At 63.2% G+C, this 24,433-nt stretch carries 22 protein-coding genes and 1 tRNA gene; 5 read left to right on the plus strand and 18 right to left on the minus strand.

Translation table 11 applies throughout. The features are described from left to right. The first annotated feature begins 10 nt into the window (after positions 1-10). A complete protein-coding gene (locus AC07X4_RS00905) occupies positions 11-808 on the plus strand; it encodes an outer membrane protein assembly factor BamD (protein WP_056744462.1) in 798 nt (265 codons plus the stop codon). Here AC07X4_RS00905 and yoaA read toward each other — a convergent pair. Both yoaA and AC07X4_RS00915 read right to left on the minus strand, forming a co-directional pair. Beyond that, positions 771-2,843 (minus strand): DNA repair helicase YoaA, encoded by a 2,073-nt coding sequence (yoaA, locus tag AC07X4_RS00910; protein WP_494738948.1) that lies wholly within the window; start codon positions 2,841-2,843, stop codon positions 771-773. The two genes, AC07X4_RS00905 and yoaA, sit on opposite strands and share 38 nt — an antisense overlap. After that, positions 2,843-3,046 (minus strand): YdcH family protein, encoded by a 204-nt coding sequence (locus tag AC07X4_RS00915; protein WP_146870768.1) that lies wholly within the window; start codon positions 3,044-3,046, stop codon positions 2,843-2,845. The genes yoaA and AC07X4_RS00915 overlap by 1 nt, the downstream gene beginning before the upstream one ends. 107 nt (positions 3,047-3,153) lie before the next feature. Between AC07X4_RS00915 and AC07X4_RS00920 the strand changes: the two genes are divergently transcribed. Further along, positions 3,154-3,960, plus strand: a complete 807-nt coding sequence (locus AC07X4_RS00920; protein WP_056063373.1) for a PP2C family protein-serine/threonine phosphatase — start codon at positions 3,154-3,156, stop codon at positions 3,958-3,960. A 134-nt stretch (positions 3,961-4,094) separates the two neighbouring features. Here AC07X4_RS00920 and AC07X4_RS00925 read toward each other — a convergent pair whose 3' ends face one another. The 5 genes from AC07X4_RS00925 to AC07X4_RS00945 form a co-directional block, all read right to left on the minus strand. Beyond that, entirely contained in the window at positions 4,095-4,790 is a 696-nt protein-coding gene (locus AC07X4_RS00925; protein WP_494738949.1) for a hypothetical protein, read from the minus strand. Next, a complete protein-coding gene (gene zapE / locus AC07X4_RS00930) occupies positions 4,787-5,884 on the minus strand; it encodes a cell division protein ZapE (protein ID WP_056063379.1) in 1,098 nt (365 codons plus the stop codon). The genes AC07X4_RS00925 and zapE overlap by 4 nt, the downstream gene beginning before the upstream one ends. Before the next feature lie 80 nt (positions 5,885-5,964). Continuing rightward, positions 5,965-7,392: a dihydrolipoyl dehydrogenase gene (gene lpdA / locus AC07X4_RS00935; protein WP_494738950.1), complete on the minus strand. Its 1,428-nt coding sequence runs from the start codon at positions 7,390-7,392 to the stop codon at positions 5,965-5,967. 90 nt (positions 7,393-7,482) lie between these two features. After that, complete coding sequence (gene odhB, locus AC07X4_RS00940) at positions 7,483-8,748, minus strand: 2-oxoglutarate dehydrogenase complex dihydrolipoyllysine-residue succinyltransferase (protein WP_494738951.1); 1,266 nt, start codon at positions 8,746-8,748, stop codon at positions 7,483-7,485. A gap of 51 nt (positions 8,749-8,799) precedes the next feature. Beyond that, entirely contained in the window at positions 8,800-11,679 is a 2,880-nt protein-coding gene (locus AC07X4_RS00945; protein ID WP_056063390.1) for a 2-oxoglutarate dehydrogenase E1 component, read from the minus strand. Positions 11,680-11,922: 243 nt separating this feature from the next. Between AC07X4_RS00945 and AC07X4_RS00950 the strand changes: the two genes are divergently transcribed. Beyond that, positions 11,923-12,987 (plus strand): AI-2E family transporter, encoded by a 1,065-nt coding sequence (locus AC07X4_RS00950; protein WP_121942781.1) that lies wholly within the window; start codon positions 11,923-11,925, stop codon positions 12,985-12,987. A gap of 140 nt (positions 12,988-13,127) precedes the next feature. Here the strand turns inward: AC07X4_RS00950 and AC07X4_RS00955 are convergent. The 5 genes from AC07X4_RS00955 to tolB all read right to left on the minus strand — a co-directional run bounded on the left by AC07X4_RS00955 (position 13,128) and on the right by tolB (position 16,770). Beyond that, positions 13,128-13,203, minus strand: a tRNA-Lys gene (locus AC07X4_RS00955). A gap of 42 nt (positions 13,204-13,245) precedes the next feature. Continuing rightward, on the minus strand, positions 13,246-14,073 hold the full coding sequence (locus AC07X4_RS00960) for a tRNA threonylcarbamoyladenosine dehydratase (protein ID WP_494738952.1): 828 nt from the start codon (positions 14,071-14,073) through the stop codon (positions 13,246-13,248). Then, a complete protein-coding gene (gene ybgF, locus AC07X4_RS00965) occupies positions 14,073-14,864 on the minus strand; it encodes a tol-pal system protein YbgF (RefSeq protein ID WP_494738953.1) in 792 nt (263 codons plus the stop codon). The genes AC07X4_RS00960 and ybgF overlap by 1 nt, the downstream gene beginning before the upstream one ends. After that, positions 14,864-15,406, minus strand: coding sequence for a peptidoglycan-associated lipoprotein Pal (gene pal / locus AC07X4_RS00970; RefSeq protein WP_494738954.1), 543 nt, complete (start codon positions 15,404-15,406; stop codon positions 14,864-14,866). The genes ybgF and pal overlap by 1 nt, the downstream gene beginning before the upstream one ends. Positions 15,407-15,450: 44 nt before the next feature. Next, positions 15,451-16,770 carry a Tol-Pal system beta propeller repeat protein TolB gene (gene tolB / locus AC07X4_RS00975; protein WP_494738955.1) on the minus strand — a complete coding sequence of 440 codons (1,320 nt, stop codon included), beginning with the start codon at positions 16,768-16,770 and terminating at the stop codon, positions 15,451-15,453. Between the two features lie 140 nt (positions 16,771-16,910). Between tolB and msbA the strand changes: the two genes are divergently transcribed. Further along, a complete protein-coding gene (gene msbA, locus AC07X4_RS00980) occupies positions 16,911-18,713 on the plus strand; it encodes a lipid A export permease/ATP-binding protein MsbA (RefSeq protein ID WP_494738956.1) in 1,803 nt (600 codons plus the stop codon). A 103-nt stretch (positions 18,714-18,816) separates the two neighbouring features. Here the strand turns inward: msbA and AC07X4_RS00985 are convergent, their stop codons facing one another. From AC07X4_RS00985 to mltG, 6 genes are all read right to left on the minus strand, one after another. Continuing rightward, positions 18,817-19,491, minus strand: a complete 675-nt coding sequence (locus tag AC07X4_RS00985; protein WP_494738957.1) for an ankyrin repeat domain-containing protein — start codon at positions 19,489-19,491, stop codon at positions 18,817-18,819. Then, a complete protein-coding gene (locus tag AC07X4_RS00990; protein WP_494738958.1) occupies positions 19,488-20,294 on the minus strand; it encodes a TatD family hydrolase in 807 nt (268 codons plus the stop codon). Before AC07X4_RS00990 ends, AC07X4_RS00985 begins: the two co-directional genes overlap by 4 nt. Positions 20,295-20,357: 63 nt before the next feature. Next, positions 20,358-20,717: a PilZ domain-containing protein gene (locus AC07X4_RS00995; protein WP_015013859.1), complete on the minus strand. Its 360-nt coding sequence runs from the start codon at positions 20,715-20,717 to the stop codon at positions 20,358-20,360. 15 nt (positions 20,718-20,732) lie between these two features. Then, positions 20,733-21,740, minus strand: coding sequence for a DNA polymerase III delta subunit-related protein (locus AC07X4_RS01000; protein WP_494738959.1), 1,008 nt, complete (start codon positions 21,738-21,740; stop codon positions 20,733-20,735). Further along, positions 21,737-22,414: a dTMP kinase gene (tmk, locus tag AC07X4_RS01005; RefSeq protein WP_494738960.1), complete on the minus strand. Its 678-nt coding sequence runs from the start codon at positions 22,412-22,414 to the stop codon at positions 21,737-21,739. The genes AC07X4_RS01000 and tmk overlap by 4 nt, the downstream gene beginning before the upstream one ends. Positions 22,415-22,438: 24 nt before the next feature. Next, complete coding sequence (mltG, locus tag AC07X4_RS01010; protein WP_494738961.1) at positions 22,439-23,425, minus strand: endolytic transglycosylase MltG; 987 nt, start codon at positions 23,423-23,425, stop codon at positions 22,439-22,441. A 45-nt stretch (positions 23,426-23,470) separates the two neighbouring features. Between mltG and ygfZ the strand changes: the two genes are divergently transcribed. Further along, entirely contained in the window at positions 23,471-24,388 is a 918-nt protein-coding gene (ygfZ, locus tag AC07X4_RS01015; protein WP_494738962.1) for a CAF17-like 4Fe-4S cluster assembly/insertion protein YgfZ, read from the plus strand. Positions 24,389-24,433: the final 45 nt, after the last annotated feature.

A 24,433-nucleotide genomic window follows, 5' to 3' on the forward strand; every position in this document is an offset into this window, starting at 1 on the left:
GCTGCTTGCGATGCTGCGTGCCCCACTGCCCCTTGTTTCCGCCCTGCTGCTGGCTGGTTTGCTGGTTGGCTGCTCCAGCACCACAGTTGATAAAACGGCAGGCTGGAGTCCCAATCGCATCCACTCGGAAGCCCAGGACGAAATGAACAGCGGGGCGTATGACAAGGCCGTTCCTCTGCTGGAAAAGCTGGAAGGCCGCGCGGCAGGCACGCCACTGGCACAGCAGGCCCAGATTGACAAAGCCTATGCCCACTACAAGGCGGGCGAAAAGGCGCAAGCCGTCGCAACGCTGGACCGCTTCATGAAGCTGCACCCTGCCAGCCCTGCATTGGACTATGCGCTGTACCTGAAAGGCCTGGTCAACTTCAACGACAACTTGGGTCTGTTCTCATTTATCTCGCGCCAGGATCTATCAGAGCGTGACCAAAAGGCGGCCAAAGACTCCTTTGAAGCATTCAGCGAACTGGTCACACGCTTTCCTGAGTCCCGTTATGCGCAGGACTCGCGCCAGCGCATGACCTACATCGTCAACTCGCTGGCCCAATACGAAGTGCATGTGGCGCGGTACTACTTCCAGCGCGGCGCCTATGTGGCTGCCATCAGTCGCGCGCAGGTCGCATTGGCAGACTACCAGGGCGTGCCCGCGCTGGAAGAGGCGTTGTACATCCTGATCCAGTCGTACGACGCGCTCGGAATGACCCAGCTGCGGGACGATGCACGCCGCGTGATGGACAAGTCCTACCCTCAAAGCGCCTATCTGAATGGCGGCGTCAAAGGCAAGTCGGATCCGTGGTGGAAGGTTTGGTAAGCGCCATCAGCGCAGACTGAAACTCTTCTGGCGATTCCAGCCTGCGCATGGGGGGCAAAGCCGCCAGCAAGCGCTTGCCATAGCCCATCGTGATGAGGCGCGTGTCGCCCACTACCAAAATACCCCGATCCGCTTCATGCCGGATCAAACGCCCGGCACCTTGCTTGAGTGCCACCGCCGCCTCTGGCAGAGCGTAGGCAGTGAACGCTTTGCCACCAGCCATTTCGATGTGTTGGGTGCGAGCCTCCACCAATGGATCTCCCGGGGGCGGAAAAGGCAGCTTGTCGATAACCACCAGTTGCAGAGCATCGCCTGGCACATCAAACCCCTCCCAGAAGGAAGCCGAAGCCACCAGCACACAACCCGGCCGCCCGTGCGATGCCCCCTCGCGAAAACGCTCCATCAGGCGCCGCTTGGGCCGCTCGCCCTGCACCAGCACCTCCAACGTGCCTGAAGCCTGCCAACGTGCTTTGAGTGCGTCGCCAATGGTGCGCAAGGCCTTGAGCGTGGTGGTCAGCACCAGCGTGCGCCCGCCCAGCGGCTCGGCGGCCAGTGCAACCCAGTCCGCCACACTACGGCTGTGGGACGGATCTGCAGGCGACGGCAACTGGCGCGGCACATACAAAGCCGCCTGTCGCGCATAGTCGAAGGGGCTGGCCACCCGAAGGATGCGAGCATCCGTGAGCCCAGCTCGTTCGGTGAACCAGGTCAACGCCTCGTCCGCACCGAGGGTCGCAGAAGTGAAAATCCACGCCCTGCCGGCGTTTGCGCCAGGCTCCTCGGGCCAAGCTTCGCCGCCCGAGGTTTCAGCGGGCGACGCCAGAATCCGGGTGCGCATGGCGTCTGCAATGTCCAACGGGGACTCGATCAGGCGCAACTGGTTGCCCACATCGAGCCAACGCACCGCATCGGCCTGGCACGGGCCTGAAAACCTGGCCAGCCGGGCCAATAGTGCACCGCCCCGTTCGTACAGGCGCTCCAGATCGGGGGACATTTCGCTCACGGTGTCCAGGGCCTCCAGCGCCTGTGCACACGCCAAGGCCAGTGCGCGCAGCGCGGACTGCCATACGGCGCCCGAGACACCTTCGGGAGCCTCCTCCGTCCAGCGCAATCTGCCCCCTCCCGAAATGCCATTCAGTCCCTGGAAAGCAGCGGTGCCCACGGCCAGACGGAGGTCCCGTGCAGACAACTCCAGAAGCTGCGCCAGGCCTGTCCAGTCAGCCAGACCGCGCGCATGCTGCAGCCCGGCTATCAAAAGGTCACGGGCAAAGTCCATCCATTGCCCCGTGGAAATCTGCGTACCCAAAAACTGCACGCCAGTCTCATTGATCTGGTGGGCCTCATCAAAAACGACCACACGCACCGTCGGCAGCAACTCGGCCATGCCTGACTCGCGTACCGCCACATCCGCAAAGAACAGATGGTGATTGATGACCACGATGTCCGCCGCCAACGCCTCGCGCCGCGCCCGATGAACATGGCAATCCCGAAAACGCGGGCAGGAAGACCCCAGGCAGTTCTCACGCGTCGAGGTGACCAGGGGGATCACGGGCGATCGCTCGTCCAACCCTGTCAGCTCGGCCAGATCGCCGGATACGGTCTGGCGCGACCAGTCCTCCACCTTGGCCAGCACACGGGCGACGCCACGGTCCAGAGCCTGAGCATCCTGCCGTGCCTGCTCCATGCGGTGCAGGCACAAGTAACTGGCGCGCCCCTTGAGCAGGGCCATGCGAACGGGCAGCCCCAGGATTTGCGCCAAGCGGGGCAGATCGCGGGCGAACAACTGGTCTTGCAAGGCCTTGGTGGCCGTAGACAACAGCACCCGCTCGCCACTCAGCAAGGCCGGCACCAGGTAGGCAAAGGTCTTGCCCACTCCGGTGCCTGCCTCCACCACCAGCGCCCCTCCCTCTGTAATGGTCTGGGCCACCGCAATGGCCATCTGGGTCTGACCGTCACGCGGTTGAAAATGCCCATCCGCCCTCGCCAGCACACCATCGGAGGCAAACACCTCGGGCACCATGGCCTCCAGTGACATCAGGCGGGCTCTTGCGGTTGAAGTTGCCGCTCCAGCCGTTCCATCGCGTCACGCAACACGAGTCGGCGCTTTTTGAGACGGCGCAGGGTGAGTTCGTCGGGTGCCGCTTCGGGCGTACACCGGTCGATGAGTGCGTCGAGATCGGCATGTTCCATGCGCAGCTCGATCAACTGACGGTGGGGAGAGTGCAGACTGGGTTTCAAGGCAGGAGGCCATGGGCATGGCAAAAATGCCACAGGCGGGCGGATAATACGCGCTTGGCCCGCTTTCCACGACAGGCGTTCGCGTAGGCGCCCCCACAATCTGCAGCATGACCAAAGCGTTTCGCCTCATCGCCTCCACCGGCATCCACAAGGGTGACCGCGAATACCAGCAAGACCAGGTGGCCCTGATCTCCCACGAGCGGCACAACGGCTGCGTTCTGGGTGTGGTTGCCGACGGGATGGGCGGCCGCAGCGGGGGGCGCAAGGCATCAGACCAGGTCATGATGACAGCACGGCAATTGTTCGAGCGGTACTCGCCCGACACCGATGACCCGGTGGCAATGCTCAAGAACATGGTTGAAGAGGCCCACATCGTTATCCGGTTGACGGCCATATCGGCAGAGCAGGAACCCCACAGCACCATCGCTGCGTTTCTCATCAATCCCCGGGGCGACTGCCATTGGGTGCATGCGGGCGACTCGCGCATCTACCACTTTCAAGGCTCACGGCTGGCATTCCGCACCAGCGACCACTCCTATGTGCAAGCACTGGTGGACCGGGGTGAGCTGACGGAAGCCGAGGCCAACAACCATCCTCATTCCAACATTCTGGTGGGTTGCCTGGGCACAGAGAGTGACCCGCCCATCACTACCCACGTCATTCCCCAACTTCAGCCGGGCGATGTCTTGCTGGCCTGCAGCGACGGGGTTTGGCACTACTTTTCCCCCACCGAACTGGCATCGGTGGTCGATTCGCTGTCGCCCCGCGAAGCGACGGAGTTCCTGATTGAAAAAGCCCGCTCCCGGGCCCGCGGAGGCGGCGACAACCTGTCGCTGGTGGTCGTCAAGATCGAAGCCCTGGCCGAAGAGAAAAAGATTGCGCGCCTGACGCCGCTGGACACGGGTCGGCCCTGAGGGCCTTGTCTGCACCACCCGTCGGTGTATCGACGGGTGAACGCAAACCCCATCGAGCAACCAGCCGGTAGTCGCCGCTACCCTATCGTCAGCCACTCGGCCAATGATTGCGTGGCTCAGCGGCCCTTCCAAACTCAGCGAGGCGCAGAAGTAGCAGGCGCTGGCAAGGGCGCTGCAGGCTTGCGGCCCTGAGCCAGGGCATCAGCTCGAGATTTTTCGACCCGCGCGCGGCGCTCCTCCGCCGCTTGGAGCGCCTGGGTATGTTTGGCACGCGATTGGGCAGCGCGCTCAGCAGTCCCCGCAGCGCGAGCCGCCTGTTCACTGGCCTGAACCTGGGCACGGATATTTTGTTGCTGCGCGCGTTGGTGTGCGTCCTGGTCCCGCTGTGCCTTGGCAACATCCGGATCGGCGGATGGCTTGCGAACCTGCGCGTCAGCGCGTTTGCTCGCTGGCGGTACGGCCATTTGCTTGTCTTCAATGGCCCGCAGGCGCTCCACCGCTTTCTCCCTGCGCTCGGCATCGTTGAGTTCAATTTCCTGCGCCCGCAATCGGTCGTGGGACTCCCGTGCCTTGGCACGCACGCTGCGCAAGCAATCCTCCACAGCAAAGCGTTGGTAGCACACCGCCTCATCCTGCTGCCGCCGGGCCGTCAGTGCCTCGCGCTCCATTTTGATTCGGTCACGCTCCACTTTGCGATGTGCAGCGGTCGACGCCGATGCGGGATCTACTTCTACCCCCGTCGCGGCCCAGGCCGGGGCGACCAGCACAGGCAGTATTGAGCAAGCCAGCGCCAGCACTACCGCCAAAAAGCGACCACCGGTCTTGTTCATGTCAATCCCGTATCCACCATGCGGCGCTCCAGCGCCAGAAACTCCTTGGACTGCATCTCGTTGAGCCGGGACACAGTGCGCGGAAACTCGTGAGCCAAAGGCCCTTCGGTATACAACTGCTCGGGCGGTACAGCCGCCGACAGGATGAGTTTGACCCGGCGGTCGTACAGCACATCCACCAGCCAGGTAAAGCGCCGCGCAGGCGACGCCATGCTCACAGGCATGTAAGGAACATCGGACAACAACACCGTGTGGAACTGCGTTGCAATTTCCAGGTAGTCGTTTTGCGATCGAGGACCACCACACAGTGTCTTGAAGTCAAACCACACCACCCCGCCAGCCTTGCGACGGGCGCGAATTTCGCGCGCCTCGATATGCAGCACGGGGTCTTCATCGTGCACTTCAGCGAGTTGGTCGAACGCCTGGTTCATCTCGGCATCCGCCTCTGCGCCCAGTGGCGTGTGATACAGCTTTACGTGCTCCAGCGTACGCCGGCGGTAGTCGGTGCCGTTGTCCACATTGACCACCTCCAGCCGCTCGTTGAGCAGTGCAATGGCGGGCAAGATACGGTCGCGATGCAAGCCACCGGGGTAAAGGTCGTCAGGCTTGAAATTGGAAGTGGTCACGAAGCCAACGCCGTTGTCGAACAACGCCACCAGCAATCGGTGCAGGATCATCGCGTCCGTGATGTCCGCCACATGGAACTCATCAAAACAGATGAGCTTGTAGCGTTTGGCAATGCGCTCGCCCAACACATCCAGCGGATTGACCGTGCCCTGAAGGGCCGCCAGTTCGCGATGCACCTCACGCATGAATTCGTGAAAGTGCAGGCGCACCTTTCGCTTCAGGGGTACAGCGTCAAAAAAGCACTCCATCAAAAAGCTCTTGCCGCGCCCCACCCCGCCATACATGTAGACACCGCGGGGAATCTCCGGGCGGTTGATCAGCTTTTTGATCGCGTTAGAGCGCCGAGCCTTGTACTGGGCCCACTCGTCCGCACAGCGCTGCAGGGCCTCCACTGCTCGCAGCTGGGCGGGGTCGCTTTGATAGCCTTTGGCGGCCAGCTCGGCCAGGTAAGCCTGTTTGACGGTCACTTTGCGGATGCTCTGATACTACAAAAATAATAGCTACAGGCGCATGTAGATCATGCACCTGTAGCTGATTGAGGCCTAAATCAGAAGTTCAGCGTGCGCTTGTCCACCGCCAGCGCTGCTTCCTTGGTGGCTTCGCTCAAGCTGGGGTGCGCATGGCAAATGCGTGCGATGTCTTCGCTGCTGGCCTTGAACTCCATGGCGACCACGGCCTCGGAGATCAGCTCGCTGGCCTGTGGGCCCACGATGTGCACGCCCAGGATCTCGTCGGTCTCGGCATCCGCCAACATCTTGACCATGCCGGTGGTGTCGCCCAGCGCACGTGCGCGGCCATTGGCCAGGAACGGGAAGCTGCCCGCCTTGTACTTGACCCCCTCGGCCTTGAGCTGCTGCTCAGTGCGGCCCACCCAGGCGATCTCGGGGCTGGTGTAGATGACCCAGGGGATGGTGTTGAAGTTGACATGGCCATGCTGGCCGGCAATGCGCTCGGCCACGGCAACGCCCTCTTCCTCGGCCTTGTGGGCAAGCATGGGGCCGCGCACCACGTCGCCCACCGCCCAGACGCCAGGCAGATTGGTCTTGCAGTCGGCATCCACCACGATGGCGCCGCGCTCGTCGAGCTGCAGGCCCACCGCTTCGGTGTTCAGGCCGATGGTGTTGGGCACGCGGCCGATGGAGACGATGAGCTTGTCCACGTCCAGCGACTGGGCTTCGCCCTTGGCGTTGGTGTAGGCAATGCTCACACCCTTTTTGCCGGTCTTGATCTCGCCGACCTTCACGCCCAGCTCGATCTTCAGGCCCTGCTTGTCGAAGGCCTTCTTGGCTTCCTTGGCGATCTGCTCATCCACCGCGCCCAGGAAAGTGGGCAGACCTTCGAGGATGATGACTTCAGCGCCCAGGCGGCGCCAGACCGAGCCCATTTCCAGGCCGATCACGCCCGAGCCGATGAGGCCGAGCTTCTTGGGTACGGCGCCAACGCGCAGCGCACCGTCGTTGGACAGCACCAGTTCTTCGTCGAACGGCGTGCCGGGCAGCGCACGGGCGTTGGAGCCGGTGGCGATGATGATCTGCTTACCGGTCAGCGTCTCTTCAGCGGCACCTGCCACCTTGATCTCGTAACCGCCTTCGGCAGCCTTCACGAACGAGCCACGGCCGTGGAAGAAGCTGACCTTGTTCTTCTTGAACAGGTACATGATGCCATCGTTGTTCTGCTTCACGACGGTGTCCTTGCGGGCGATCATCTTGGCCACGTCCATCTTGACGCCAGTGGCGGTGATGCCATGCTCGGCAAAGTGTTTGTTGGCATGCTCGAAATGCTCGGACGACTGCAGCAGGGCCTTGGAGGGAATGCAGCCCACGTTGGTGCAAGTGCCGCCCGGTGCGGGGCCACCCTTTTCGTTCTTCCATTCGTCGATGCACGCGACATTGAAGCCCAGCTGGGCGGCGCGGATGGCGGCGATGTAGCCGCCGGGGCCGCCACCGATGACGATCACATCAAATTGTTTGCTCATGGGAAATCTCGTTCAGTCAGTTGGAGAAAGACCCACCGGCGGGCAGGACCAGAGGCCGGGCCACGCGGGTGGGTCGATACAGTCAGGGGATCAGATGTCGAACAGCAGGCGCGATGGGTCTTCCAGCGCGTCCTTCATCGCCACCAAGCCCAGCACGGCTTCGCGGCCGTCGATGATGCGGTGGTCATAGGACATGGCCAGGTAGTTCATCGGGCGGATCACGATCTGGCCGTTTTCGACCACGGCGCGATCCTTGGTGGCGTGCACGCCCAGAATAGCCGACTGGGGCGGGTTGATGATGGGGGTGGACAGCATGGAACCGAACGTGCCGCCATTGGAGATGGAGAACGTTCCACCGGTCATTTCCTCAATGCCCAGCTTGCCTTCCGCAGCCTTCTTGCCGAACTCGGCAATCTTCTTCTCGATGTCGGCGAAGCTCATCTGGTCTGCATTGCGCAGGATGGGCACCACCAGGCCACGGGGCGAGCCCACAGCGATACCAATGTCGAAGTAGCCGTGGTAGACGATGTCGTTGCCGTCCACCGATGCATTCAGCACAGGGTACTTCTTGAGGGCATGCACAGCAGCCTTCACGAAGAAGGACATGAAGCCCAGCTTGGTGCCGTGCTCCTTGGTGAAGCTGTCCTGGAACTTCTTGCGCAGGTCCATCACAGGAGCCATGTTCACTTCGTTGAACGTGGTCAGGATGGCGTTGGTCGATTGCGACTGCAGCAGACGCTCGGCCACGCGGGCACGCAGGCGGCTCATGGGCACGCGCTGCTCGGGGCGGCCGCTCAGGTCTTCCTTGCCAGCGGGCGCTGCCACCTGGGGCAGTGTCTTGGAGGGCACACCGGTGGGGATCACGCTGGGGGCTGCCACGGCAGCCTTGGCGCTACCGGCCACAGCGGCCAGCACGTCACCCTTGGTCACACGGCCATCCTTGCCCGAACCGGCCACGGCCGACACAGACAGGTTGTTGTCGGCGAGCAGCTTGGCGGCGGCAGGCATGGCCACATCGCCCTTGGAGCCACCGGCAGCGGCAGGAGCAGCAACAGGCGCTGCGGCGGCAACAGGAGCTGCTGCTGCCGGAGCAGGAGCCGCGGCACCAGCCTTGCCTTCGGTGTCGATCTTGGCGATGAGCTGGTCGGCAACCACCGTGGCGCCGTCGCCCTGGATGATTTCAGCCAGCACGCCAGCGGACGGTGCGGGCACTTCGAGCACAACCTTGTCGGTTTCGATCTCGATCAGGATCTCGTCCACGGCCACGGCCTCACCGGCCTTTTTCTTCCAGGTCAGCATGGTGGCTTCGGCCACGGATTCGGACAGCTGGGGGACTTTGACTTCTACGATAGCCATATCAATTCTTTCGGAATGGGGTTTTGTTCTGTTGTCGGGTCGCAGCTGGCCTTACTTGGTCAGGACAAAACCCTTGAGCTTGGCAAACGCGCCGTCCACCAGCGCCTTTTGTTGTTCCTGGTGCAGGTGCGAGTAACCCACGGCTGGCGATGCCGAAGCAGCGCGGCCGGAGTAGCCCAGCTTCTGGCCTTCGAGCATGTTCTCGTGGATGTAGTGCTGCACGAAGAACCAGGCACCCTGGTTTTGCGGCTCGTCCTGGCACCACACCACGTCGGTAGCGTTGGGGTACTTCTTCAGTTCAGCGGCAAACGCCTTGTGCGGGAAGGGGTACAACTGCTCGACGCGCAGGATCACCACATCGTCGGCCTCCTTCTCTGCGCGCTTCTTCACGAGGTCGTAGTAAACCTTGCCAGAGCATGCGATCACGCGCTTGACCTTGGCAGCCTTCTTGACGATGGCTTCATCCTGCTCAGGAATCACCGTCTGGAAGCTGCCCTTGGTGAACTCGGACAGCGGCGAGGTCGCATCCTTGTTACGCAGCAGCGACTTGGGCGTCATGATGATCAGCGGCTTGCGCAGATCACGCACCATCTGGCGACGCAGCACGTGGAAGATCTGGCTGGCCGTAGTGGGCTGCACGATCTGCATGTTGGCGTCGGCAGCCAATTGCATGAAGCGCTCCAGGCGGGCAGAGCTGTGCTCTGGGCCCTGGCCTTCGTAGCCGTGGGGCAGCATCAGGGTGATGCCGTTTACCCGGCCCCACTTCACTTCGCCGGAGGCGATGAACTGGTCGATCACCACTTGGGCGCCATTGGCGAAGTCGCCGAACTGCGCTTCCCAGATCACCAGTGTGTTGGGGTCGTTCGACGCATAGCCGTACTCGAAGCCCAGGACGGCCTCTTCGGACAGGATGGAGTCGATCACAACAAACGGGGCCTGGTTGTCGGCCACGTTCTGCAGCGGCACGTAGGTACCAATGTCCCACTTCTCGCGCTTTTGGTCATGGATCACGGCGTGGCGGTGCGTGAACGTGCCGCGGCCGCAGTCTTCACCGGACAGGCGCACGGGATAGCCGCTGGCCACCAGCGAGGCAAATGCCATGTGCTCACCCATGCCCCAGTCCACAGGGATGTCACCACGGCCCATGGCCGCGCGGTCGTCATACACCTTCTTCACCAACTGATGCGGCGTCACGCTCTCGGGGATGGTGGTGATCTTCTCAGCCAGGCGCTTCCACTCGGCCAGAGGAATAGCCGTGTCTCCAGCATCAGTCCACTTTTTGCCCAGGAACGGGCTCCAGTCCACCGCGTACTTGCTCTTGAAGTTGGTCAGCACGGGATCGACCGTGTGCTTGCCCGCATCCATAGCAGCGCGGTAGGCCTTGACCATGTCATCGCCCAGTGACTCGCCCAGACCCTGCGCCGCCAGCTTATCGGCGTACAGCTTGCGTGTGCCGGGGTGTGCGCCGATCTTCTTGTACATCAGCGGCTGCGTCAGAGCCGGGGTGTCCTGCTCGTTGTGGCCCAGCTTGCGGAAGCAGATGATGTCCACAACCACGTCTTTCTTGAACTCCATGCGGAACTCAAGCGCGAGCTGAGTGGCCAAAACCACAGCTTCCGGATCATCACCGTTCACGTGCAGTACGGGCGACTCGATCATCTTGACGATGTCGGTGCAGTACAGCGTGGAGCGGGTGTCACGTGGATCGGACGTGGTGAAGCCGATCTGGTTGTTGATGATGATGTGCACCGTGCCACCCGTGTAGTAGCCACGGGTCTGGGCCAGCGCCAGAGTTTCCTGATTGACACCTTGGCCTGCAAAGGCCGCGTCACCATGCACCAGCACTGGCAAAACCTGCTTGCCGTGTGGATCGGCACGGCGGTCCATGCGAGCACGCACAGAGCCTTCGACCACGGGGTTCACGATTTCCAGGTGCGAGGGGTTGAATGCCAGCGACAGGTGAACCGGACCGCCGGGGGTCGTCACATCCGAGCTGAAGCCCTGGTGGTACTTCACGTCACCCGCAGGCAGGTCTTCGGGAGCGGTGTGATCGAACTCAGCGAACAGGTCCTTGGGCATCTTGCCCAGCGAGTTGACCAGCACGTTCAGGCGGCCCCGGTGGGCCATGCCGATCACGATTTCTTGTACGCCCTTGGCGCCTGCAGACTGGATGAGTTCATCCATCGCAGCAATAAAGCTTTCGCCGCCTTCCAACGAAAAGCGCTTCTGACCCACGTACTTGGTGTGCAGGAAGCGCTCCAGCCCTTCGGCAGCCGTCAGGCGGTCAAGGATTTGTTTTTTCTTGTCAGCACCAAAGCTGGGCTTGCTGCGGATCTTTTCCAGCTTCTCCTGCCACCAGCGCTTCTGGTTCTGGTCGGTGGCGTACATGTATTCAGCGCCGATGGAGCCACAATAGGTCTCACGCAGCGCGTTGATGAGTTCACGCAACGTCATCGACTCTTTGCCGAAGAACGTGTTGCTGGTGTTGAACACAGTTTCCTGATCGGCGTCGCTGAAACCGTAGAACGAAGGCTCCAGTTCAGGAATTGCGGGACGCTCTGTGCGCTTGAGCGGATCCAGGTCGGCCCAGCGCTGACCCACATTGCGGTAAGCGGCGATCAGCTGCTGAACGGCGGTACGCTTGCGGCCCAGTTCAGAGTCGGCGCCCGTCGCAACCACGACCTTGGTGCCGCCTTGCTTGGCACGCTCGGCAAAGGCATTGATGACAGGCAGATGGGGAACGTCTTTGGCGTTGCTGCCATCCACGGCGGGGACATGCTGCAGCGCGTCAAAGTACTCGCGCCACGTATCTGGCACGCTACCGGGATTGGCGAGATAGTTCTCGTACATCTCTTCGACATAGGGCGCATTGCCGCCGAAGAGGTAGGTGTTGCCTTGGTAGGCTTGATAGACGGATGTCGTATCGCTCATATTCCGCTGACCTCCGCTTTCCTTGGGAAAGCATTAGCTGGTTGAGAAACCTTCCGCGACACGGCTGAACCGGTTGGCGGATGCGACTGTGGCTGGGGAAGGGCCTTGGTACGGGCGCCATTGTGCCACCGAACCGAAGTCCACCCCCAAAAAGTGGATCCAGACCATCGCCGCACAGCGCAAGAAGCTGCGCCGATCAGCGCCTCGCGTACATTCCGGGTATCCCATTGCAAACCCCACTCCATGCCGCATCAACATCTCCAGGACAAAGCCTTTTTGCTGCTGCTCACCCTCGTCACCGTCGCGTTTGGAGCAATCCTGTGGCAGTTTCACGGAGCCGTTTTCTGGGGCGTCATCCTCGCCATTCTTTTTGCCCCACTGCACCGCAAACTGCTGCGAAAAATGCCCAAGCGGCCCACGCTTGCGGCTTTATGCACACTCGGTTTGTGCCTTGTGGTGGTGATCTTGCCGATGACGGCCATCACGGTGTCGCTCATTCAGGAGGCCACTGCAATCTACGAACGGGTGCGCTCAGGTCAAATCAATTTTGGGCTGTACCTGCAGCAGGTCATTGCTGCACTGCCAGCTTGGGCCGTCGGCCTGCTTGACCGCCTCCAACTTACCAGCGTAGGCGAGTTGCAGCAAAAGCTCTCGTCCTTCGCGGTACAGGCCAGTCAATTCGTTGCGACACAGGCGCTGAGCATCGGTCAAAACACCCTGGAGTTCATTGTCAGCTTCGGCATCATGTTGTACCTGTTGTTCTTCCTGCTGCGAGACGGAGCCAGTCTGGCACAGCGTATCGGGCAGGCCACCCCCCTCGAAGAAGCGCACAAGCGCCAGCTGGTCGGTAAATTCACGACCGTGATCCGGGCCACGGTCAAAGGAAACATTGTGGTGGCGGCTTCTCAGGGCGCGCTGGGCGGCATGATTTTCTGGATCTTGGGCATCCAGGGACCGGTGCTGTGGGGGGTGCTCATGGCCTTCCTGTCCCTTTTGCCAGCCGTGGGCGCCGGGCTGATCTGGGTGCCTGTGGCCATCTACTTTCTGGCAACCGGCGCTGTGTGGCAAGGCGTGGTGCTGACTGCATTCGGCATCTGCGTGATCGGACTCGTGGACAACATCCTACGCCCCATCTTGGTGGGCAAAGACACCAAGATGCCCGACTACATCGTGCTGATCTCTACACTGGGCGGCATGGCCTTGTTCGGACTCACGGGGTTTGTGATCGGTCCAGTGATAGCTGCACTGTTCATGGCCAGCTGGGACCTTTTTTCACCACCGCCGGAGACGGACGCACCCACCCGGTGATCCCCTCCAGCCTCGGCCACATTTACCAGTCAGGGGCATCGATGGCCTTTGACTGGCGCTTTAAATGGCCGCCAAAAACAAAAGCCTCCCAAGGGAGGCTTTTGGATGAACACACATTCAATGATGCGCTTTGAATCGGGTGGTAGGACGTACAAGATTCGAACTTGTGACCAACGGATTAAAAGTCCGCTGCTCTACCAACTGAGCTAACGTCCCGACCGATTGCAGCTATCGTGTCGATTGCTGCAAAGCCTTGAATTATAGCGTCTTTTTTCCAGCCGATTGGGAATTGGTTGCAAGTTTATCGAGCACCCAGCCTGCGGCACATTGGCCGAAGGTCGCGGTCACAGCGACCACCGAGCCGTAGCCGTGGCAGTTCAAAGAACCATCGCCATCGATATTGCAGGAAGCATCTGGCGGGGCTACGGCCTCACGGCTGAAAACGCAGGTGACCCCGATCTTCTTGCCCTCCCGCGGTGCGCCGTGGTGTTTGCGCAGCTGATAGCGCATTTGGGCCAACAGTGGGTCATGGGTGGTCAGTGCGAGATCATCCACATCCACCTTGTGCGCATGCCGCTTGCCCCCTGCTGCACCCACGGTGATGTGCAGCACCCCATGGGCCTGCGCCCATATGGACAGTGCAGTTTTGGCTTTGATCTGGTCACAGGCATCAATGAGAGCGTCTACGGGCGTTTGCAGCAAGGCCGGCCAGTTTCCAGGCTCCACAAACTCCTCCACGCAATGAACGATGCAGTCCGGGTGGATTTGTGCGATGCGATCACGCATTGCCAAAACCTTGGCCTGTCCCACCGTATCGGTGAGCGCATGGATCTGTCGGTTGATGTTGGATTCAGCCACATGGTCCAAGTCGATCAGGGTAATTTGCGCGACGCCGCTGCGCGCCAGGGCCTCTGCGGCCCACGACCCGACTCCACCAATACCAACCACGGCCACGTGCGCGGAGCGAATTCTGGCTGCGCCCTGCACTCCGTAGAGCCGCTGAAGCCCACCAAAGCGGCGCTCCGAAGCGTGCTCCGCACCACCATCTGGCGCAGCCTGCCAGGCAAAAGCCACATCACCCGCCATCACTTGAGCCGCGACAGGCGTTCTTTAGCGGCCACAGCGGCCTCAGACTGCGGATAAGCCCGGATGAGGTCTTCCAGTGTCTTGCGCGCGGTGCGTGTGTCTTTGAGCTCAATCTGGCAATTGGCGATGGACAGCGCTGCCTCGGGCGCACGGGCGTGCGTGGGGGCGTCGGTCAGCATTTGCTTGAAATTGCCGATGGCTTCCTTGTAGTCACGCGTAGCGTACTGGGCATTTCCCAACCAGAAACGCGCAGAGGGCACGTAGCCGCTGCGCGGATACTGCCGCACAAAGCCAGCGAAAGCGACACTTGCATCAGGGAATTTGCCGGAGCGAAAGACAGCCAGAGCCGCCTCAAAATCCCGCTTTTCGGCAGGATCTGCCTGGAAATCGCGGCCATCCACATTGACCTTGATGGGCTCAAACTGCCGCAATCGCTCATCCACACCCTGCGCGATGTCTTTCTGCCGACGCTGCAGTTCACCGACATCGCGCAACAGCTGCTCGTTCTGGCCATTGAGTTTGGCCTGCTCGGCACGCAAGGTCTCGATCTGCGTCTGCAAATCCAGCAGACTGCGGCGAAGCTGAGCGTTTTCCTCGCCCAGCTTGCGCACCTCTTCGGCAGAACGCTGCTGAGACAACTGCAGACCATCAACGCGCTGTCGCATCTCCAGGATAGCCCGTCGCGCTTCGCCGTCTTCGAAGATGGCGGCATGGGCAGAAGACAGCGACACGGCGAGCAATGCCGCCGTGGCCAGCGCCCGCAACGAGAAAACCGGTGCAGCGGATGTCATTAACGGTACGACAGTTCAGCGCGGCGGTTCTGGGCGCGTGCATCTTCGGTAGCGCCTTGGGCTGCAGGCTTTTCCTTGCCAAAACTCACGGCCTCGACCTGGCTGTCAGGCACGCCCAGCAAGCCCAGCGAACGGCGCACTGCTTCTGCGCGCTTCTGGCCCAGTGCCAGGTTGTACTCGCGGCCACCACGGTCATCCGTGTGGCCTTCGATCATGACCTTGCGGTTGGGGGCCGCTTTGATGAAGCGGGAATGCGCTTCGATCAGCGACTGGAACTCGGGTTTGATCACGTAGCTGTCGTAATCAAAGTACACGACGCGCGCGACCCCCACGGGGCCTACACCGTCGCGGCCGGACTGGCCGAGGTCCACGCCCGCCACGCCGCTTTGCGATGTATTGCCGGAGTTGGCACCGTTGTTGGCTCCACCCATGGTGGAGGTGGCATTTTTGTCTTCGACCGGCACATCGTCCAGCTTCACGCCAGAGCTGCAGCCCGCCACGAGAGCGGCAACGGTGAGGGCAAGGGTAATACGTTTCATCATCCAAATTTCTCCTGAAGGCTTGATAACTGAAAGTGCAGATAAGTTCATTGCTTTTGGAATGGGCCCCAGTCCGGCTCGCGAATGTCGCCCGCCTGACCGGCGAGACGCGCCTTGATCTTGCCGTCCAGGGTGGTGGTCATGAGGGCTTCACGGCCCTGCTGTTGGGTGGCGTAAACAATGAGCCGGCTGTTGGGTGCAAAGCTGGGATTTTCGTCGGACGTCGTGTCGGTCACTGCATTGACAGTGCCCGTGGACAGGTCCATCACGTGCAGCTTGAATGCACCACCCACGCGGGAGATGTAGGCCAGCCAGCGACCGTCGGGACTCACGCTGGGTGAGATGTTGTAGGTGCCGGTAAAGGTCACGCGCTCCGCATTGCCACCGGACGCACCCACCTTGTAGATTTGCGGGGCACCGCCCCGGTCGCTCACAAAGAAAATGCTGCGGCCGTCGCCAGAGAACACGGGTTCGGTATCGATGCCAGCGCTTTGCATCAGGCGGCGCGGCTCGCCGCCGTTGGCATCAATGGTGTACAGCTGCGAGCCGCCATCGCGGCTCAACGTGACCGCCAGCGTACGGCCATCCGGCGCCCAGGCTGGCGCACTGTTGGAGCCACGGAAGTTCGCGATCAGGCGCCTGCGACCTGTGGCCACATCGTGCACATAGACCACCGGCTTGCGCGACTCGAACGACACGTAGGCCAGTTGCCCCCCGTTGGGCGACCACGCAGGCGAGATGATGGGTTCGGGGCTGGACAGTGCGGACTGAGCGTTCTCGCCGTCGGCATCCGCGACCCAAAGGCTGTAACGGGGGCCGGTTTTGGTCACATAGGCGATGCGCGTCGAGAAGATACCGCGCTCGCCCGTGAGCTTTTCGTAGATGAAGTCGGCAATGCGGTGCGACACCAGGCGCAGGTCGCCCTGCGTGACCACAAAACTCTGTCCGCCCAGGTCTTGGCCCTTGACCACATCCCACAAGCGAAAACGCACATCAAAACGCCCATCGGCCAAACGCGTGACGCTGCCAGTGGCCAGCGAATCCGCACTTTTCTGGCGCCACAGTGCGACGTCTGGCCGCGCGGTTTCGTCCAGCGCGGCGCCGGAGGCATCAATGGCGCGGAACTGCCCGCTTCGCTCCAGGTCGGCCTGGACGATGGCCGCAATTTTTTGGGGCGATTGCGCCTCGCCCCGGAACGGCGCAATGGCGATGGGCAATTGGGTCAACCCAACGCCGGTGACTTCCACACGGAACTGAGCAAGCGCTGGAATGGATGGTGAGGCGATGAGTGCGGCCAGCAACTGGCGGCGCAGGGGAAGCAGCGGAGCTGCGGAAGATGGGTGTTGGGAGATTCGATCTGTGGTCATTGGCATCCAGCAGTGGCCGAACAAGTGCCGAAAGGGCAAACCCGAATGTTACACACAGCGGCGAGCCCCCTGTGACAAACTGTGCGCGACGCACCGTGCCGGACAGGCTGCGTATGGCACAAACGTAGAATCCGGGCGACATGCAAGCCACCGACACGGGCACCAAGCCCGCCACAGCCCCTACTCCCCCCACGACCTTGATGGCGCGCCTGAGGCGGCTGTCGGTGTACTTTGGCGACCAGCGAATGGCCTGGAGTCTGGCCATTGTTGCAACCTTGGTGGGTGCAATCACCGAACCCCTGATCCCTGCCCTGCTGCAGCCGCTGCTGGACAAGGGCTTTACCCAAGGGACCTTGCAGCTGTGGATGGTGCCCCTGGCGATTCTGGGGGTTTTCTTCGTCCGCGGCGTAGCCCAGTTTGTGGGTCAATATGCACTGGCGCGCATCGCAAACGAAGGCATGCTGACACTGCGCCAGGCGCTGTTTGATCGTGTTCTGGCCGCAGAGATGGGATTGTTTGCGCGCCAGTCGGCCAGCGCCCTCTCCAACACCGTGGTCTATGAAGTGCAGACCGGTGCCACGTTGCTGGTGCAGGCCCTGCTCGGCCTGTCGCGCGATGGCTTCACGCTGGTCGCGCTGCTGGTCTATTTGCTGTACCTCAACTGGCAGCTCACACTGATTGTTGCCGTCGTCGTTCCGGGGGTCGCCTGGATCATGAAGACCCTGTCGCGGCGGCTGTACCACTTGACCAAAAGCAGCCAGCAGGCCACGGATGAGCTGGCCTATGTGGTCGAAGAAAACGTGCTGGCGCATCGTATGGTGCGCCTGCATGGCGCGCAAGGCGGGCAGGCGCAGCGTTTTGCCGACCTGAGCCGCAGCCTGCGCCGCCTGGCCATCAAGTCCACCATCGCCTCCGCAGCCATGACACCGCTGACCCAGCTGCTGGCCGCCGCTGCGCTGTCGGTGGTGATCTGCATTGCGCTCTGGCAGAGCCGGGGTGCGGTCGATACGAAGGACGTGACCGTGGGCGGGTTTGTGTCCTTTATTACGGCCATGCTGATGCTGATCGCGCCCATTCGGCGCCTGGCTGATGTGGCCAGCCCCGTGACCAGGGGTGTAGCAGCTTTGGAACGCGGCCTTGGGCTGCTGGGCGACACGGGTGCAGAAACTGGTGGCAGCTACCGCAAGGACCGCGTGCAAGGCGCACTCACGCTGAGCAATGTCACTGTATCGTTTGGCGCCGACCACGCCCCCGCCCTGGACGAGGTCAACCTGCAGGTGGCCCCGGGCGAGATCGTGGCACTGGTGGGGCCCTCTGGCGCCGGCAAGACCACGCTGGTCAACCTGCTCCCGCGTTTTGTCATGCCGTCGGCGGGCACCATCGCGGTCGACGGGCATGCCTTGCCGGACTGGGACCTGCCCTCGCTCCGGTCGCAATTTGCCATGGTGAGCCAGGATGTGGTGATGTTCAATGACACCATTGCCACCAATGTGGCGCTGGGCCAGGCCGTGAACGAAACCCGGGTGCGGGAATGCCTCGCTGCCGCCAACCTGGCGGAGCATGTAGCAGGTCTGCCGCAGGGCATCCACACAGTGGTGGGACACAACGCCACGCAGTTGTCAGGTGGGCAGCGTCAGCGGCTGGCCATTGCGCGGGCCCTGTACAAGGACGCCCCCATCCTCATCCTGGACGAGGCGACGTCTGCCCTGGACACCGAATCGGAACGCCTGGTGCAAGAGGCCCTACAACGCCTGATGCAGGGCCGCACGACCCTGGTCATTGCACACCGGCTGTCCACCATCGAGCATGCCGACCGCGTCGTGGTGATGGAGCGCGGGCGCATCGCCGAGCAAGGCACCCACAGCGAGCTGATGGCGCAGGGTGGGTTGTATGCGCGGCTGCAGACACGCGCCGCGTCGGGCACAGGGGCCATCGCCGAGTAATTTGGCGCGGCACGACCGGCGGCGCTGGCCTTCGCTGACTTCTGACCAGTCCCGACGGCCCTCTTTGCACCAGCCCCCAATCTGCTGCTGTCGCCAGCCTTGGCTACCACTTGCCCCGGTTGGGCTGGCGCCGCCGGATGGCCGCGGCGATTCTGTCTGCAGACTCGGTACGGCTCACACGCAAGGCGAAATCGGCGGCGGTCAAACCCAGCTGGTTCTTGAGCGTGGGGTCGGCCCCTTCGTCCAGCAGCAATTGCACGGCCTCGGTAGAGCCGTAGTGCGCCGCCATCATCAGCGGCGTGGTGCCGTTGGGCGATGTTGCGTCAATGTAGGCGTGGTTTTCGAGCAGCAATGAAATGATCACGGCATGCTGCGGCGAACCTGCCGACGCGGCGTAGTGCAGCGGGGTCCAGCCCGTCTTGTTGACATCGGCATCGCGCGCGATGAGCGCCTTGACGGCCTCCACGTTGCCCTTGATGGCAGCCATCATCAACGGGCTTTCGTCCTTGGCATTGCGGGCCTCCACATTCAGCCGACGGGATGCCAGCAACGCAGCAACGGCCTTGTTCGCGCCGTTTTGCAGGGCAATCATGAGCCCCACCTGCCCCTTGGGATCACGGGTGTTCGGATCAAACCCCCGGCGCAGCAGCGCAGTGATTGCATCACCGTCATCGCGCAGGACAGCCACAAAAAAGTCTTCATAGGCACCTGCCCAGGCCCGGACTGACACCAGGCCCAACGCCACGGCGGCCAAAGCAGAACGTCGTTGCAGGCTCATGCCATCACCTCAGGGAACAAGCGGTCGAAATTGCGGCTGGTGGCCTCCGCCACCTCCTCCAGCGTGAGGCCCTTGGTCTCGGCCACCTGCCGGGCCACATGGGGCACATACGACGGATTGTTGGTCTTGCCACGGTAGGGCACCGGGGCCAGGTAGGGGCTGTCGGTCTCGATGAGCATGCGGTCCAGCGGCACAAAGGCCACCACGTCGCGCAGCTCCTGCGCGCTCTTGAAGGTGACGATGCCCGAGAACGAGATGTAGTAGCCCCGATCCAGCGCAGCGCGCGCGACCTGCATCGATTCGGTAAAGCAGTGGAAAACGCCGCCCGCCAGATTGCCTGCGCCATCCTCGCCCTCTTCCTGCAGGATGGCCAGCGTGTCGTCAGAGGCACTGCGCGTGTGGATGATGAGGGGCTTGCCACAGGCGCGCGCCGCGCGGATGTGGGTGCGGAAGCGGTCGCGTTGCCACTCCAGGTCGGCAATGCTGCGCCCGCCCTTGCGATCTTCCATGCCGTAGTAGTCCAGGCCGGTCTCGCCAATCGCCACCACGCGGGGCAGCGCCGCGCGGTCCAGCAGATCCTGCACGCTGGGCTCCGTCACGCCCTCGTTGTCGGGGTGCACGCCCACCGTGCTCCAAAAGTTGTCATGGGCCAGGGCCAGGGCGTGCACGCCCTCGAACTCTTCCATGGTGGTGCAAATGCACAGGGCCCGGGTGACCTGCGCCTCGGCCATGGCCTGGCGGATGGCGGGCAGCTGGCTGACCAGTTCCGGGAAGTTGAGGTGGCAGTGCGAATCAGTGAACATGTGATGAAAAACAAAAAAGCCGACCAGCCAGCGCGGGTCGGCACGGGGGCGGCGGTGGCGCGGTCAGATCGTCTGGGTAGGACGGTCGGAGCCCAGCGCAGTTCCCAGCAACTCCTCGATCTTGGCCTTGAGTTGGCGGGATTTTTCGTCCTTGGGGAACTGGATGCCCACGCCCTGAGTGCGGTTGCCTGCGGCACGGGCGGGTGTGACCCAGGCCACGCGGCCTGCCACGGGGTAGCGCTGGGTGTCGTCTGGCAAGGTCAGCAGCACATACACATCGTCGCCCAGCTTGTAGTCGCGCTGGGTGGGCACAAAGATGCCCCCTTCGGCAAAAAAAGGAATGTAGGCGGCATAGAGCGCGGCCTTTTCCTTGATGGCCAGCTGCATGACGCTGGGACGGGGCGCGGTGGATGGACTGCTCATGGGTGGGTGTGCGGCTTAGTGTCTGGAGTGTAGGGTGTTTCGCGCCTGGGCGACAAGCGCCTCCAGCATGAGCCCACCATTGAACGGGTGGTCTGCCGTGCGCGCCGCCTTGGACAGTGCACGAGACCAGCGTGTGAGCGCACCCAGCGGCGGCGTCTTGGGCAAGTCGGCCGGAGCAAAGTAGCGTGGCGCGGCGCCCACGCTGGCGGCCAGCAGGTCGTGGCAGAGCTTTTGCAGTGCGTCGATCACCTGGGCCGGGGCCCAGTCGCCCAGCGCCGTCACATCGCCCCGCGCCACCGCCTGCGGCAAGGCAGACCAGGCCTGCGGGCTGCGGCCCGACTGGGCCAGCGCCAGGGCGTCCTCAGGCCGCCCGCCTGCCGCGCGCAAAAACGACGCTGCCGCATCCCGGGCCAGGCCCTGGGCCTGCAACCACGCCAGGCTATCGGCCTCAGCCGGCCAGACCATGGTGTGACCGAGGCAGCGGCTGCGGATGGTGGGCAGCAGCTGGTGCGCAGCCTCGCTGGCCAGCACAAAACGCACGTCGCCGGGCGGTTCTTCCAGCGTCTTGAGCAATGCGTTGGCCGTCACGTGGTTCATCTGCTCGGCCGGGTAGACCAGCACGGCCTTGCCTTTGCCACGCGCCGAGGTGCGCTGTGAGAACTCCACCGCATCGCGCATGGCCTCCACGCGGATCTCGCGGCTGGGCTTGCGCTTTTTGTCGTCGATGTCGGCCTGGGCCTTTTCCGACAGGGGCCAGCCCAGCGCCATCATCTGCACCTCGGGCATCAGCACGCACAGGTCGGCATGGGTGCGTACATCGATGGCGTGGCAGCTGCCGCAGTGGCCGCAGGCGCCCTGCTCTGTCGGCGCATCGCACAGCCAGGCGCGGACCAGCTCCAACCCCAGGGCGTACTGCCCCAGGCCCGACGGCCCCTGCAACAGCCAGGCATGGCCGCGCTGGGCCAGCAGGCTGGTGCGCTGTGCGGCGATCCAGGGCGCCAGCGCCACGGCGGCTTCGCTCATTGCGGCCCTCCCTGTGTCGCCACCATGATGGCCAGCCAACCCTTGCGCACAAACACGCTGGTGAGCTGCTGCCACACGCGGTGGCGGTCTTGCGCAGCATCCAGGCGCGCAAAACGCTGGGGCGCCGCAGCGGCGCGGTCGGCATAACCCTGGGCCACGCGGCGGAAAAACTCGACCGGCTGGGCCTCGAAGCGGTCGGGTACCCGCGCACCCGCCAGCCGCTCGGCCGCCACCTCGGGGGCCAGGTCAAACCACACCGTCAGATCGGGCTCACGCATCAAATTGGCCTGAGGCGCTAGTCCCGTCTGCGCGAGATGCTCCAAAGTTGATAGCACGCCCAGATCAAATCCCCGCCCCGCGCCCTGGTAGGCAAACGTGGCATCGGTGAACCGGTCGCACAGCACCACGTCGCCCCGGGCCAAAGCGGGCTCGATCACATTGCGCAGGTGGTCACGGCGGGCGGCAAATATCAGCAGCGACTCGGTGAGCGCATCCATCGGGTCGTTCAGGACCATCTCGCGCAGCTTTTCGGCCAGTGGCGTGCCACCGGGCTCGCGGCTCACTGTGACGTTGCGGCCCTGGGTGCGGAACGCGGCGGCAAGGCCCTCGATGTGCGAGGACTTGCCTGCACCGTCGATGCCTTCAAACGAAATGAACAGACCGGGTCGTGACATGGGCACCTTGGTTCAAGAAACGGTTTACTGCTGCCCGCGCTGGTAGCGGTTGACGGCGCGGTTGTGTTCCTCCAGCGAGGCACTGAAGTGGCTGGTGCCGTCGCCCTTGGCCACAAAGTAGAGCGCGCGCGTGGCCTGGGGCTGCACGGCGGCCAGCAGCGAGGCCTTGCCGGGCATGGCGATGGGCGTGGGCGGCAAGCCGGGGCGGGTGTAGGTGTTCCAGGGGGTATCGGTCTGCAGGTCGCGCTTGCGCAGGTTGCCGTCAAACTTCTCACCCAGGCCATAGATCACCGTGGGGTCGGTCTGCAGCAGCATGCCCACCCGCAGGCGGTTGACGAACACGCCCGCAATCTGGCCCCGGTCGCTGGCCTTGCCAGTTTCCTTTTCCACGATGCTGGCCAGCGTCAGCGCCTCGTCCGCCGACTTGAGCGGGGTGTCGGCCGCGCGCTGGGCCCAGGCAGCCTCCAGATGGCGGTCCATGGCGTGCATCGCCCGGCGCAGCAAGGCGATGTCGCTGGAGCCTTTGGCGTAGGTGTAGGTGTCCGGGAAGAACCGCCCCTCGGGCGCCACGCCGGGGCGGCCCAGCTGGGCCATCAGCGCCTCGTCGGTCAAGGCGGCAGCATCGTGTTTGATCTGCTCTTCCTTGGCCAGCGCTTGGCGCACCTGGCGCCAGTTCCAGCCTTCAACCAAGGTGAGTGCGCGCAAGGCCTCTTCGCCCCGGGCCAGCTTTTGCAGCAGGCTGATGGGCGTGGTGCCGGGCGGGATTTCGTAGTTGCCCGCCTTGATGGCGCGGTCTTGCCCCGAGACACGGAACCAGGCGTAGAGCAGGCGCGCGTCCGTCTTCACCCCGGCCGCCACCACATCGCGGGCCACGCCGCGCGGCGTGGTGCCGGGCTCGATGGCCAGCTCCAGCGGCTCGGGGCCCAGGTCCAGCGGCTGGTGCAGCCACCAATACGCAGCGCCGCCCAGTGCGATCCCCACCAACACGATCAAAGCCAGTAAACGTCGCACAACCCTGCTACCAATATGTATGAATCAGGGCATCATAATTCAGCGATGACCTACCCCTTGAATGGCATAGCCCCCTTATCCCACCTCGGCGTGATTCGCGTGGAAGGCGAAGACGCCGCCAAGTTTCTGCACGGCCAGCTCACCCAGGATTTCGCCCTGCTGGGCATGGACCAGGCCCGCCTTGCGGCCTTCTTGTCGGCCAAGGGCCGCATGCAGGCCAGCTTCATCGGCTTCAAGCGCAGCGCCAGCGAGGTGCTGCTGGTCTGCAGCCGCGACCTGCTGCCCGCCACGCTCAAGCGCCTGTCGATGTTTGTGCTGCGCGCCAAGGCCAAGCTGACCGATGCCACCGCCGACATCGCCCTCTATGGCGTTGCCGGAGACGCTATCAACTCCGTAGCTGGCGGCGCCCAGCCCGCCTGGACCAAGGCCGATGTGGGTGCCGCCACCGTGGTGCACCTGTACCCCGCCGACGGCACCCCGCGCGCCCTCTGGGTAGCCCCCGCCACAGAGCCCGCGCCCGCAGGCCCTGCGCTGGATGCCACGCTGTGGCTCTGGAGCGAAGTCATCAGCGGTGTCGCCACGCTGACCACGCCGGTGGTCGAAGCCTTTGTGCCCCAGATGCTCAACTACGAATCGGTGGGCGGCGTGAACTTCAAGAAGGGCTGCTATCCCGGCCAGGAAGTGGTGGCGCGCAGCCAGTTCCGTGGCACGCTCAAGCGCCGCGCCTACATTGCCCACGCAGCAGCCGAGGTGGCGGTGGGCGCCGAGGTGTTCAGCACCAGCGACCTGGAGCAGCCCTGCGGCACCGTGGTGCAGGTGGCCGCCGCGCCGGGCGGCGGGTTTGACACCATCGTGTCGCTGCAGATCAGCGCTGCCCAAGAGGGCTCGCTGCAAGTGGGCGCAGAAGGCGGCGTGGCGCTGTCGCTGCTGCCCCTGCCCTACCCGCTGCTGGACGATATTTGAGCCAAATCGGGCACAGGCGCTAGTCCAACATGCCCGAGTAGCTCT

The organism is Acidovorax sp. GW460-11-11-14-LB4, assembly GCF_059423685.1.